11 protein-coding genes and 1 pseudogene are annotated in these 13,336 nt (G+C 53.3%); 9 read left to right on the top strand and 3 right to left on the bottom strand.

The annotated features are described in order from the left end of the window. The first annotated feature begins 101 nt into the window (after positions 1-101). Positions 102-1,238: a hypothetical protein gene (locus SBG_RS18795; RefSeq protein ID WP_000074703.1), complete on the top strand. Its 1,137-nt coding sequence runs from the start codon at positions 102-104 to the stop codon at positions 1,236-1,238. A gap of 223 nt (positions 1,239-1,461) precedes the next feature. Beyond that, complete coding sequence (locus SBG_RS18790; protein WP_000401539.1) at positions 1,462-2,469, top strand: MFS transporter; 1,008 nt, start codon at positions 1,462-1,464, stop codon at positions 2,467-2,469. A 90-nt stretch (positions 2,470-2,559) separates the two neighbouring features. On the opposite strand, the gene SBG_RS18785 is transcribed toward SBG_RS18790, so the two are convergent. Both SBG_RS18785 and metB read right to left on the bottom strand, forming a co-directional pair. Then, positions 2,560-4,992 (bottom strand): bifunctional aspartate kinase/homoserine dehydrogenase II, encoded by a 2,433-nt coding sequence (locus tag SBG_RS18785; protein WP_000115240.1) that lies wholly within the window; start codon positions 4,990-4,992, stop codon positions 2,560-2,562. Between the two features lie 2 nt (positions 4,993-4,994). Continuing rightward, positions 4,995-6,155, bottom strand: a complete 1,161-nt coding sequence (metB, locus tag SBG_RS18780; RefSeq protein ID WP_000197196.1) for a cystathionine gamma-synthase — start codon at positions 6,153-6,155, stop codon at positions 4,995-4,997. Positions 6,156-6,419: 264 nt separating this feature from the next. Between metB and metJ the strand changes: the two genes are divergently transcribed. The 3 genes and pseudogenes from metJ to SBG_RS18770 all read left to right on the top strand — a co-directional run bounded on the left by metJ (position 6,420) and on the right by SBG_RS18770 (position 7,792). Next, the gene (metJ, locus tag SBG_RS18775) at positions 6,420-6,737 is read left to right on the top strand and encodes a met regulon transcriptional regulator MetJ (RefSeq protein ID WP_000852811.1); all 318 of its coding nucleotides are present in this window, start codon (positions 6,420-6,422) and stop codon (positions 6,735-6,737) included. Positions 6,738-6,795: 58 nt separating this feature from the next. Continuing rightward, positions 6,796-6,989, top strand: a pseudogene (locus tag SBG_RS23285) (YiiX family permuted papain-like enzyme); the annotation flags it as partial. A gap of 137 nt (positions 6,990-7,126) precedes the next feature. Then, positions 7,127-7,792 (top strand): TIGR02117 family protein, encoded by a 666-nt coding sequence (locus tag SBG_RS18770; RefSeq protein ID WP_000832007.1) that lies wholly within the window; start codon positions 7,127-7,129, stop codon positions 7,790-7,792. Positions 7,793-7,836: 44 nt separating this feature from the next. Here the strand turns inward: SBG_RS18770 and rpmE are convergent, their stop codons facing one another. Then, positions 7,837-8,049 (bottom strand): 50S ribosomal protein L31, encoded by a 213-nt coding sequence (rpmE, locus tag SBG_RS18765; protein WP_000715284.1) that lies wholly within the window; start codon positions 8,047-8,049, stop codon positions 7,837-7,839. Between the two features lie 203 nt (positions 8,050-8,252). On the opposite strand from rpmE, the gene priA reads away from it, so the two are divergent. From priA to hslV, 4 genes are all read left to right on the top strand, one after another. After that, on the top strand, positions 8,253-10,451 hold the full coding sequence (gene priA / locus SBG_RS18760; RefSeq protein WP_000109408.1) for a primosomal protein N': 2,199 nt from the start codon (positions 8,253-8,255) through the stop codon (positions 10,449-10,451). Between the two features lie 154 nt (positions 10,452-10,605). After that, a complete protein-coding gene (gene cytR / locus SBG_RS18755; protein WP_000841340.1) occupies positions 10,606-11,631 on the top strand; it encodes a DNA-binding transcriptional regulator CytR in 1,026 nt (341 codons plus the stop codon). Between the two features lie 93 nt (positions 11,632-11,724). Further along, on the top strand, positions 11,725-12,708 hold the full coding sequence (gene ftsN / locus SBG_RS18750) for a cell division protein FtsN (RefSeq protein WP_015703088.1): 984 nt from the start codon (positions 11,725-11,727) through the stop codon (positions 12,706-12,708). 91 nt (positions 12,709-12,799) lie between these two features. Further along, positions 12,800-13,330, top strand: a complete 531-nt coding sequence (gene hslV, locus SBG_RS18745) for an ATP-dependent protease subunit HslV (RefSeq protein WP_000208241.1) — start codon at positions 12,800-12,802, stop codon at positions 13,328-13,330. Positions 13,331-13,336: the final 6 nt, after the last annotated feature.

Raw genomic sequence — 13,336 nt, 5'->3', positions numbered from 1 at the left:
CGTTACGTTCTGAAAGAACTTTTTATGTGAGAACAATCACACCAGCGCGTGATAGTTTTACAACAAAATCAACGACCCTGAAAAATCGTTGGTAATTCGCTATGTCACCGCTATTTACGATCAACACCTGCAAAAGTTTTGGCTGCCGTAATCTGGGGGTGCCCGATTCGCCGGACTATGTCTGGCCAGACCATCGATTGGGCTATCCAGCGCTACACTGCCGGGCCTGCGGCAGCTACCCGCCGCTGTTTAACGATGATGAATTTCGACGCTGGGCGTCAGCCTGTTTAGCGCAATATGCCCGCGAGTATGGCCATTTCTGCCCACAATGCTACCAGCATGCGTTAATTCGTTACGGACATAATCCCCGGGGAACGCAGCGGCTTCAGTGTCAGCACTGCAAAAAAGTCTGGACGCCAAAACAGCCATCGCAGCAAATTACTGCCCCGCCGGAGCAGATTTGTAGCGTTGCGCTAATCGTACCGTTTCAGGGTAGCAGCGCCTCGCAACAGCTTTATGTTATTGTCAGTTTTGATGCTATTCGCGGCAATATTCTGCATATTTCCGGCAACTTTACGCCGCTTTCCGCCGGAAAGAGTCTGCATTATCACTGGAAAGGAATTGCGCCGCCAGAAAGCGAGAATGGCGATATTACTCACCGTATCGCTTTTAAAGAACGACAATTTTTGCAGCGCAGCCAATTCGATGAGATTCAATATGGCCCGGCCATGCTTAAACGCAACGCGAAGGGGACGATGCTTCGCCCGGTCATCGCCGCTCATGGTCATTTTCGACTACTACAAAACCGTTTTCCTGCCGTCACAACGCATATCATTGCCCATGAGTGTTTTCTGCGCGGCGCGGTTATTACGGCATGGGCGGAGCGGTTTCGTCAGCGTCTGGCCTCGCTGTGGTTCGTTGAAGAAGAGATAAATGATGAGGAATGTCGCGCAGCGTGGCAACTGTTAGGCAAAACCTGGCAGGGATGGTGGCAGAATCAGTGGCAACTCTGGGGGCAAGGCAGCAACCGCAAAATGGTCTGTTCGTTAACTGGCTCCCATTTAGAACAAGGCGTCGCCATTAACATGGCGGCCAGTCGCCGCTTTATTGCCTGGTTATGCCAGCAGCCAGAATTCCGGCAAAGCGCCCATTATTCCGCCGGGCACGTCACGCAAATTCTGTATTTACTGGCAGAAAAATACAACTCACATGGAATATCATTTAATTCAATGATGTAATGTCACGTATAAAAAACTACAGAATATACTTCAGACGGCGCTATAGACTTCATCACCTCACTTTCTGCTGTTATACACTATAAAAAGAAGAGAAGTATTTGATAAAATGCCCCCTCGCTTTGCGTTAATATTTTCTATAAACCACTATCCGCCAAATTAATATTTATTATCAATTCGAATGGTTATATACATTCTCACAGCCTATGGGAAATAAGGAATAAATATGGAAATTGCTTTACCGTCGATGCCAGATAAAAAATGGACTTGCGCCGACCTCCTGAGTAGCTATCGATTCTGGAGTATCATTTTTTTCTTTTTTGCGCTCTCATTTATCAGCGCGTTAGGCGCGTCGTCGTATAGCGTTCATTTTTGGAGTCAATCGCTGTCCATTCCAGCTAACCGTATTGGTGCGATTCTCGCGGGTGCCCAGATGGGATATCTGCTTGGGATGATCGCAAGCTGGTTTGTCTGCCGTATAAAAAATCGTTACTCACTCTACTTTGTTGCGTTGCTGTTAATCATTGGCGTGGTCTGTTCCTTCTACGTAAATGACCCATCTGAAGTAATCAGACTGACCATAGGGCAGTTTTTGATGCGTTTTTGCGTGGGGGTAATGACGCTGTTAGTCCCCATGCTGCTTTTCAGCGCTATCGGCAGTACACAGACATTTGTTATTTTATTTAGCCTCTGCTTACTGTTCAAATTTATCATCGCTAGCTATCTGTCTATATTTATATACGCCATCCCCCAGGAGTATATATCGAGCATCGCGATTACATTATCGATTATCGCCCTCTTGTTCCTGCTACCGATCAAAAAAGAACTTTTCTCTATTGCTCCGCCAAAAAGAAACTCATCAACCCAGCGACCTGAGTGCGCAGAACCCGTTGTCGTCGCATTATTGGCCTTTTTCATTCCATTTTATATTATTTATTGGTTCGTCAGAATTCACCGGGAAATGCAGTTTGTGGCGCCTTCGCCCCGACTCATGACCGCATGTAGCGCGGGATGGCTGTCAGCAATGATGCCGTTTAGCACAGCAATATTGTGCCTGACGCTTAGCGACGAAATCCGAACATTGCTGGCGAATAAAAACGAAGATACGGGTATACAGAGCGGCTGGACGCTATTCTGGGCATTGCTGTTTCCGCCTGTCGGCGCAGCCATTATCCAGGCGAAGATGAACCGATTTATCGTCGCCAATGCAAAAAACGCATCTGACGAAAGTTAAGCAGATCCCCCTTTCGCCTCTTATCCGGCCTACGAACCAGGCTTAACGTAGGCCGGATCAGGCGAAGCCGCCACCCGGCGGGCAGGCGTATTACAACAACTGCGCCAGGCGGTTGATATCGGACTGAATCGCCCCGGCAGTGACATCGCGGCCCGCGCCCGGCCCACGGATCACCAGCGGATTATCGCGATACCAACGACTTTCAATAGCAAAAACATTATCACACGGCAGCAACGCCGCCAGCGGGTGCTCCGGGCGTACCGCTTCAACGCCGACGCGCGCTTTACCATTGGCGTCGAAACGCGCGACATAGCGTAGAACCAGCCCCAGTTCGCGGGCAGCCTCCAGACGTTGTACCATCTGCTCATTCAGCGCATCGCCGTTCTCAAAGAAGTGATCGATAGATCCTTCTTCACAGTGTGCTGGCACCAATGATTCTACACGCACCTGATCCGGCTCGATGTCATACCCCGCCTCGCGCGCCAGAATCACCAGCTTGCGCATGACATCTTTCCCGGAAAGATCCACGCGCGGATCGGGTTCGGTCAATCCCTGCTGCCACGCTTGATCGACCAGTTCGGTAAACGGCACCGTACCGTCAAATTGCAGGAATAACCAGGATAGCGTCCCGGAGAAGATCCCGCTGATCGAGAGAATCGTATCGCCGCTGTCAATCAGATCCCGCACCGTGTGGTTGATAGGCAACCCCGCGCCCACGGTAGCGTTGTACAGCCAGTGGCGCCCTGTTTTTTCAAACGCGTCATGAATCTGACGATATTTATCGCTGGCGCTGGCACCCGCCAGTTTATTAGCGCTAATCACATGGAAGCCGTGGCTGGCGAAATCGAGGTATTGATCGGCTAACTGCTCGCTGGCAGTCACGTCAAGCACCACCAGATCGTCATACGGATGCGCCCGCATCCACAGGAATAACGACTCTTCATCCTGCTCAACGGCTTCATCATCAAAGAATGCCAGCGCACGGCTGGCGTCCAGGCCGTCATAACTGAGCAGGCTACGGCGGCTATCCACCACGCCCGCCAGCACAAATTCAAAACCGGTGCGTGCGGAAAGCGTACTTTGCTCGCGGGCAAACAGTTCCAGCCAGCGGGAGCCGATGTTCCCCTTGCCAAACAACACCAGGCCAATACGTTTCTCAGCGCGGAATAGCGACTGGTGCAACCCCTGGATCACACTTTCGGTCGGGCCGGTACGCAGCACAGCCACGAGGCTGATGCCCTCCTCCGATTGCCAGGTAAATTCCACTGGCTGACCTTTGAGTTGCTGCCAGAAACGATGACAATGCAGTGGATTGCGAGTGACGCCCGCCCCGACCATCGCCACCAGTGCCAGCCCCTGCCGCAAGCGTAATTCGCCCGGCAGCCCAACATCATCGAGGAGTTTCAGTACGCTATCCGCTACCTCGGCGGTATAGCAGAACTGCAAGAGCTGGCGATCGCGATGCACGCCCACCGCCAGCGGACGCGCCTGCGACCGTTTTAAAATTTGCTCGATCTCTTTGTGCACCAGCCTGAAATCCTGGCTGGCGGGCACCTGAAACTCAATCAGACAGATATCATCGTGACTGGTCACGATACGCGCGCCCGTCCCGGAAGCCAGCACCCGTTCAATTCGGGTAGACCCTTGATCCGGCGTATAGCTACAACGCAGTTGTAGATCAATATCACTGCCGGACACCGGCTGTAGCGTACGGGCATGCAGAACAGGCGCCGCCAGACGCGCCAGCTCGCTGGCTTCGTCCAGACGCAATAACGGCAACAGGCAGGCATCTTTGACTTTGCGCGGGTCAGCGCTATAAACGCCCGCCACATCGCTCCAGATGGTGACGCGGGAAACCCCCGCCAGCGCGCCGATTTGGGTAGCGGAATAATCCGATCCATTACGCCCCAGCAGTACCGTTTCACCGTCATGGTTACGGCTAATAAAGCCAGTCACCACCAGACGTTTACCCGGATGCTGCGCCAGTAGCTGTTGCAATAAAGGATAAGAAAGTCCTTCATCAACCTGCGGCTGCGCGGCACGTTCGGCGCGTAAAAATGCGCGCGCGTCCAGCCATGCGGCATCCAGCCCCTGTTGATTCAGTACGGCAGACATCAATCTTGCCGACCAGATTTCACCATGGCCGACTATTTCGGCATAGACAGCATCCGTTACGCCGCCATCAAGCTGGGCGGCAAGGCGCTCCAGATCACTAATAAAAGCGCCAATTAAGTCATCTGCTGCCCCGGCGGGAAGCAGCCCGCTAATGAGATCGCACTGATAGCGACGTAATGTCTGTAACACCTGATGCGCAGAGAGGCGATCGGTCTGACTTAACTTCAGCCAACTGATCAGCTGGTTGGTGGTGCTACCTGCAGCGGACACCACCATCATATCGCCAGGCTGCGAATACTCCGCCATAATGCCTGCGACACGCAGGTAACACTTCACATCCGCCAGACTACTGCCGCCAAATTTATGCAGTTGACGACCTTTCGCCCCTGCCTGCGCCATCACACTCATGTTTACCCCTTGTTTGCAGCCCGGAAGCCATTTTCCAGGTCGGCAATTAAATCTTCGCCATCTTCAATACCGGTGGAAATACGCAGTAACGTTTCGGAGATCCCGGCGGCGGCACGCGCCTGTGGCGACATACCAGCATGTGTCATGGTCGCAGCGTGAGAGATCAAACTTTCCACTCCCCCTAAAGATTCCGCCAGCGTAAACAGCGACAGTCCGCCAAGAAAACGACGCAGCGTCTCCTCATCTCCATCCAGTTCAAAACTTAACATTGCGCCAAAGCCTTTTTGCTGGCGCGCGGCGATCTCATGTCCCTGATTATCCGGTAACGACGGATGATACAGTTTCTTCACCAGCGGCTGTGTTTGCAGGTAATCCACAATCGCCTGCGCATTACGCTGGGCGACCTCCATACGCGGTGACAGCGTGCGTAAACCACGCAGTAGCAGATAGCTATCAAACGCCCCGCCAGTGACGCCAATATTGTTCGCCCACCATGCCAGCTCGGTGACAATTTCCGGATCTTTAGCAATCACCACACCAGCCACGACATCCGAATGACCGTTGAGATATTTCGTGCATGAATGCAACACCAGATCGGCGCCCAATGCCAGCGGATTTTGCAACGCCGGGCTTAAAAACGTGTTATCAACAACGCTCACTGCGCCCGCCTCGCGCGCCAGCCGACAGATTTTCGCAATATCCACCACCCGTAACAATGGATTACTTGGACTTTCTACCAACACCAGTTTCGGTTTTTCCTGCAGCGCCGCGTGTAACGCACGTTCATCGCTCTGATCGACAAACCGAACACGATAACAGCCACGTGCCGCCAGACTGTCAAACAGACGATAACTGCCGCCGTAGCAGTCATGCGGCGCGACCAGCAAATCCCCCGGCTTAAGGAAAACGGTCGTGACCAGATGAATCGCCGACATGCCGGTATTGGTCAATATTGCGCCCGCGCCACCTTCCAGCTCCGCCAGCGCGCGCTGAACCACATCGCGCGTGGGATTGCCACGACGGGAATAATCATGCGCGCGCGGCTCATTGAAACCGGTAAAGTTATAGGTACTGGAAAGATGGATTGGCGGCACAACGCAGCCGTACTGTTCGTCGTCGTTTAATCCGCTACGCACTGCAATAGTGGCCTGTTTACGCGTCATATGAAGATATTCCTGGCTGAGTCGGTGAACGTCAGGCCACAGATTAACCACTACCACAATAGACGTCAATACATCTGGACATCTAAACTTCTTTGCGTATAGATTGAGCAAACCGCAAATAGCCGTTAAAATTATATGCATTAGCGCACATCTGCGACCGCTAACTTCGTGTCAGGGCCGCGCCACTACGGTAAACTACGCGCAATTATGGTCCGGGCTCAGGTTCAGACCTCAATATTAATGACGAAGAGGATTAAGTATCTCATGGCTGAATGGAGCGGCGAATATATCAGCCCATACGCTGAGCACGGTAAGAAGAGTGAGCAAGTCAAAAAAATTACGGTTTCCATTCCTCTGAAGGTGTTAAAAATCCTCACCGATGAACGTACGCGTCGTCAGGTGAACAACCTGCGCCACGCCACCAACAGCGAGCTGTTGTGTGAAGCATTTCTGCACGCCTTTACCGGGCAACCGTTGCCGGATGATGCCGATCTGCGAAAAGAGCGCAGCGATGAAATCCCGGAAGCGGCAAAAGAGATCATGCGTGAGATGGGAATTGACCCGGAAACGTGGGAATACTGATATAGAAAGAGCGGCACACTCGCCGCTCTTTTTCATTGTGCAATAAAACCATTAGGCCATGAATCGTGGCTCGCTGGTTTTTAGCCTTCTGGTTGCGCCACCACTTTTGCCTGGGAGCCACAAACCGGTGAAATTATTTTCCAGGTTGCTCACCCCTTCCAAAGTAAAGCCATGCAACTGGCAACCTATTAAAAGTACAGCCATACCGGCATGGCGGCCATACGCAACAACACACCGTATATCTTTGAGGCCTTCAGTGACGGCGCTCCCCGTACGGTAACCTAAGGCAATATAAAATATCCATGACGTACCACTTTCATATCGACCCGATAAGCGTGGCGCTATTAGGGAAACGCCGCAAAATACCCCGCCTTTGCTGGTGGTACTTCATGAAGCGTGTTTTTATCGTCTGGATAAGTTTATTGCTATATGGCTGCACAACCTTTCCACAAGCCGTAAACCCCACGACAGGCGGACAGCCTTCCCCGACGGAAATCTATATCGTCAGTCATGGCTGGCACACGGGAATTATTGCGCCAGCCCGTGAGGTTAATACCGTTCTGCCACAGCTTAAAAAACGGTTCGCTCAGGAGGCGCAGTGGTATGAAATCGGCTGGGGCGATAAGGGCTTTTACCAGTCACAAGAAATAACCACCGCGCTTACGCTCCAGGCCATGTTCTGGTCATCCGGCGCGGTGATGCACATCGTCGCGTTTTCCGGTAAACCTGAACGTTATTTCGCCGGTAGCGAGATAATGTCATTATCCCTGGACACAAACCAGCGCAGCAGCCTGATGCGCTATCTGGGCCGCAGCTTTGCCCGTGACGAAGAGGGTAATCTGATTCCGTTAAAACAGGGAATTTACGGCGATAGCCAGTTTTACGCCGCGAATGGCCGCTACGGCATACTCAACACTTGCAATACATGGACAGCGAAGGGGCTGGAAAGCGCGGGACTGACAATACATTCTTCGTTAAAACTCACGGCAGGAAGCGTAATGAAAGCGGTGGAGGATCACAGAGTGTGTCTGAACAAATACTGTTATCCCTGGTAGAAAACAAAAAAAGCGCCCTGCGGCGCTTTTTTTCTGGCGATAACTTATTTGCTGCCAGGGATGCTGAAGCGTTTGTTGAAACGCTCAACACGACCACCGGTATCAACAACACGCTGCTTACCAGTGAAGAACGGGTGGCATTTGCCGCACACGTCCAGGTTCAGGTCGTGGCCCACGGTAGAGTGGGTTTTGATAACATTACCGCAAGAACAGGTTGCAGTAATTTCTACGTAATTCGGGTGAATACCTTTTTTCATGGGGAACCTCAGTGTAAGGCCGCGTCGCTCTTCCAGCCCTAACGCCAGACACCACGCGAAGTTAATAGTAAAGGGTTTGATGCTCGCAATACGCACCAAAGGCGGCGAATCATACAGAATTTGACCACCGTATGCAAACTGATCCGCGCTCCCTTATCGTAATGTGTATACTACCCGACGAAATTTCAAGTCAGGAAGATACCATGTCCGTCGCGCACGTTGCCTTGCCCGTTCCGCTTCCCCGAACCTTTGATTACCGGCTGCCGGATGGCTGGGACGTCAAAGCCGGGTGCCGCGTACGCGTGCCGTTCGGCAAGCAGCAAGAGCGTGTGGGCATTGTCGTCTCAGTCAGCGACCACAGCGAATTACCGCTTAATGAATTAAAGTCGGTCATTGAAATTCTGGATAACGAACCGGTCTTTTCCCCCTCCGTCTGGCGTTTACTCCTCTGGGCGACGGAGTACTACCACCATCCTATCGGCGACGTTCTGTTTCACGCCCTACCGATTTTATTACGCCAGGGGAAACCGGCCAGCAACGCGCCCCTTTGGTACTGGTTTGCTACCGAAGAGGGGCTGGCGCTCGATATTAACAGCCTGAAACGTTCGCCAAGGCAACAGCAGGCGCTGGCGGCGCTACGGCAAGGCAAGATTTGGCGCTATCAAGTGGCTGAATGCGATTTTACCGACGCCACACTGCAAACGCTGCGACGGAAAGGGCTTTGTGAGCTCGCCAGTGAAACACCTGCGTTTACCGACTGGCGAGAGCATTATGCCGTCGCAGGGGAGCGGCTGCGGCTCAATACCGAGCAGGCGACGGCGGTCGGCGCGATTCACAGCGCATCAGATAGCTTCTCCGCCTGGCTGCTGGCAGGCGTCACGGGTTCCGGTAAGACAGAAGTGTATCTGAGCGTGCTGGAAAACATCCTCGCGCAGGGTAAACAAGCGTTGGTGATGGTGCCGGAAATCGGCCTGACGCCGCAAACAATCGCCCGTTTTCGCGAACGTTTTAACGCGCCGGTGGAAGTGCTGCATTCCGGGCTAAATGATAGTGAGCGTCTTTCGGCATGGCTGAAAGCAAAAAACGGCGAAGCGGCCATTGTCATTGGCACACGTTCCTCGCTTTTTACGCCGTTTAAGAATCTTGGCGTCATTGTCATCGATGAAGAGCACGACAGTTCTTATAAACAGCAGGAAGGGTGGCGCTACCATGCCCGCGATTTGGCGGTGTATCGCGCCCATAGTGAACAAATTCCGATTATTCTCGGCTCCGCCACGCCAGCTCTGGAAACGCTCTGCAACGTACGGCAAAGAAAATATCGGCTGCTGCGCCTGACGCGACGCGCGGGCAACGCTCGACCAGCCCTGCAGCATGTGCTGGATTTAAAAGGCCAGCGTCTCCAGGCAGGACTCGCCCCCGCCCTTATCGCCCGTATGCGCCAACATCTCCAGGCTGACAATCAGGTGATTTTATTTCTGAACCGCCGGGGATTCGCGCCCGCGCTGCTGTGTCACGATTGCGGCTGGATTGCGGAGTGTCCGCGCTGCGATCATTACTATACGCTGCACCAGGCGCAGCATCATCTGCGCTGCCACCACTGCGATAGCCAGCGTCCCGTGCCGCGCCAGTGCCCCTCCTGCGGTTCCACGCATATGCTACCGGTTGGGTTAGGGACGGAACAACTGGAACAGGTGCTGGCGCCCTTCTTCCCCGGCGTGCCGATCTCACGAATCGACCGTGATACCACCAGTCGCAAAGGCGCGCTGGAGCAGCATTTAGCGGAGGTTCACCGTGGCGGAGCGCGCATCCTGATAGGCACGCAAATGCTGGCGAAAGGCCATCATTTCCCGGATGTCACTCTGGTGGCGTTACTGGACGTCGATGGCGCGCTTTTTTCCGCCGATTTTCGTTCAGCGGAACGTTTTGCCCAGCTCTACACTCAGGTTTCAGGACGCGCCGGGCGCGCGGGTAAACAAGGTGAAGTGGTGCTACAAACGCATCATCCTGAGCATCCCCTGCTGCAAACGTTACTGCATAAAGGCTATGATGCATTTGCGGAACAGGCGCTGGCGGAACGGCAATCGCTTCAACTCCCACCATGGACCAGCCACGTCATTATACGCGCAGAGGATCATAATAATCAGCAGGCGTCGGTCTTCCTCCAGCAACTGCGTAACTTGATTCAGGCCAGCCCGCTAGCAGACGATAAACTATGGTTATTAGGTCCAGTTCCGGCCCTCGCGCCAAAACGTGGTGGTCGCTATCGCTGGCAAATATTACTGCAGCATCCTTCGCGGATTCGCCTGCAACACATCATCAGCGGCACGCTGGTGTTGATTAATACGCTTCCTGAGGCACGAAAAGTTAAGTGGGTTCTTGACGTCGATCCAATTGAGGGATAGCCCTCACGATGCGAGACGGATCGTAAAATTAAAGAGCCATCACACTTTTTATGAAAATTCTGTAACCGCTTCCACGCACTATCTGATAAAAATGTTTTTGATGAGTGTTACCAGGGATAGATCTGCGCCAGCAGTTCCCAGGCGAGGAGAAAGAGTGAAATCGAACAAGCAGGTTACTGCCGCTACGATGAAGGATGTGGCGTTGAAGGCGAAAGTCTCTACGGCAACCGTATCCCGCGCGTTAATGAACCCCGATAAAGTCTCCCAGTCGACCCGTAGCCGGGTTGAACAGGCCGCGCTTGAAGTGGGGTATTTTCCGCAGTCGATGGGGCGAAACGTAAAACGAAATGAATCCCGTACGATTCTGGTCATTGTCCCGGATATTTGCGATCCCTTCTTCAGTGAAATTATTCGCGGTATCGAAGTGACCGCTGCAGAACAGGGATATCTGGTGCTGATTGGCGATTGCGCGCATCAAAACCAGAAAGAAAAAACTTTCCTTAATCTCATCATCACTAAACAGATTGACGGCATGGTCCTTCTGAGTTCCCGGTTGCCCTTTGACGCCAGCGTGGAGGAGCAACGCAATTTGCCTCCGATGGTGATGTCGAATGAGTTTGCGCCGGAACTTGAGCTACCAACGGTACATATCGATAACCTTACCGCCGCGTTCAATGCCATGAATTACCTGCTGGATCTGGGCCACCAACGCATTGGTTGCATTGCGGGGCCGGAAGATATGCCGCTCTGCCACTATCGCTTACAAGGCTACGTACAGGCATTACGACGCAGCGGCATTGTGGTCGATCCGCATTACATCGCCCGTGGTGACTTTACCTACGAAGCCGGGGCAAATGCATTAAAACAGTTGCTTGAGCAACCGTTGCCGCCTACCGCTGTCTTTTGTCATAGCGATGTGATGGCGCTGGGCGCACTCTCCTGGGCCAAGCGCCAGGGGTTGAAAGTGCCTGACGATTTGTCGATTATCGGCTTTGACAATATCGCGCTGTCCGAGTTTTGCGACCCACCACTGACGACGGTGGCGCAGCCGCGTTTTGACATTGGTCGCGAGGCGATGCTGCTGTTGCTCGATCAAATGCAGGGGCATAATGTAAACAGTGGCTCGCGCTTAATGGATTGCGAATTGATTATTCGCGGTTCTACGCGCGCTTTACCTTAAAGTAAATAGCTTTAAGACTCACCTGTCTGGTCAAAGGCCCGTCGCTTCAGTAACATGACGGGCTGACGAATGAATAAATACAGCGAAACGATAGTGGCACAACGAGATTATGTACGTCGCGGCCAACCGGCTCCTTCGCGGCGCAAAAAGAGCACCTCACGGAACTCACGGAAGAAGCAAAGCAACATGCCTGCGGTCTCGCCGGCCATGGTCGCGATTGCGGCGGCCGTCCTTGTGACCTTTATCGGCGGCCTTTACTTCATTACACACCATAAAAAAGAAGAGTCCGAAACACTACAAAACCAGAAAGTCACCGGCAATGGGCTTCCACCAAAACCGGAAGAGCGCTGGCGCTACATCAAAGAGTTGGAAAGTCGGCAACCGGGCGTCCGCACGCCAACAGAACCATCTGCCGGCGGCGAGGTCATGAATCCGAATCAGCTCACCAGCGAGCAGCGTCAGTTACTGGCACAGATGCAGGCGGATATGCGTCAACAGCCAACGCAGCTTAATGAAGTGCCGTGGAACGAGCAGACGCCCGAACAGCGCCAGCAAACGCTACAGCGCCAGCGTCAGGCGCAGCAACAAGCGGAACAGCAGTGGACTCAAACGCAACCCGTCCAGCAACCACGAACGCAGCCGCGGGTAAATGAGCAGCCACAAACGCGTACGGTACAGTCTGTTCCTGCGCAACCTGCGCGTCAAAGCCCGCCGCCGAAACAAACAGCTTCACAGCAGCCCTATCAGGATTTGCTGCAAACGCCCGCACATACCAGCGCGCCAGAGCCAAAAGCCGCGCCAATTACGCGTGCGCCTGAAGCACCAAAAGCCACGGCTGAGAAAAAAGACGAACGTCGCTGGATGGTGCAATGCGGTTCGTTCAAAGGCGCAGAGCAAGCGGAGAGCGTACGCGCCCAACTGGCTTTTGAAGGTTTTGACTCCAAAATTACCACCAATAACGGCTGGAACCGCGTGGTTATCGGGCCGGTTAAAGGTAAAGAAAATGCCGACAGCACCATCAATCGTCTGAAGATGGCAGGCCATACAAACTGTATTCGACTCGCCACCGGGGGTTGAAACCCTCAAAATCCCCCCCATCTATACTTGCATTATGCCCCGTACGCCGTACGGGGCCCGAATTCTGCTTTTGTAACCAAGGGGTCTGCTCGTGACAACAATAGTAAGCGTACGCCGTAACGGCCACGTGGTAATCGCCGGTGATGGTCAGGCCACACTGGGCAATACGGTAATGAAAGGCAATGTGAAGAAAGTCCGCCGCCTTTATAACGACAAAGTCATTGCGGGCTTTGCGGGCGGTACTGCGGATGCCTTCACGCTATTCGAACTGTTTGAACGTAAACTGGAAATGCACCAGGGGCATCTGGTCAAGGCCGCCGTTGAACTGGCGAAAGACTGGCGTACTGACCGTATGCTGCGCAAGCTTGAAGCATTGCTGGCCGTCGCGGATGAAACCGCTTCGCTCATCATCACGGGTAATGGCGATGTCGTCCAACCTGAAAACGATTTAATTGCTATCGGCTCCGGCGGTCCTTATGCGCAGGCTGCTGCTCGCGCTCTGTTGGAAAACACCGAGCTCGGCGCACGCGAAATTGCTGAAAAGGCGTTGGATATTGCAGGCGATATCTGCATTTATACCAACCATTTCCACACCATTGAAGAATTGACCTCCAAAGCGTAAGGACCT

The sequence above is a fragment of the Salmonella bongori NCTC 12419 genome, assembly GCF_000252995.1.
Lineage (GTDB): Bacteria > Pseudomonadota > Gammaproteobacteria > Enterobacterales > Enterobacteriaceae > Salmonella > Salmonella bongori.
The sequence above is the reverse complement of the archived record's forward strand: the minus strand, read 5'-3'. Positions and strand labels throughout refer to the sequence as shown.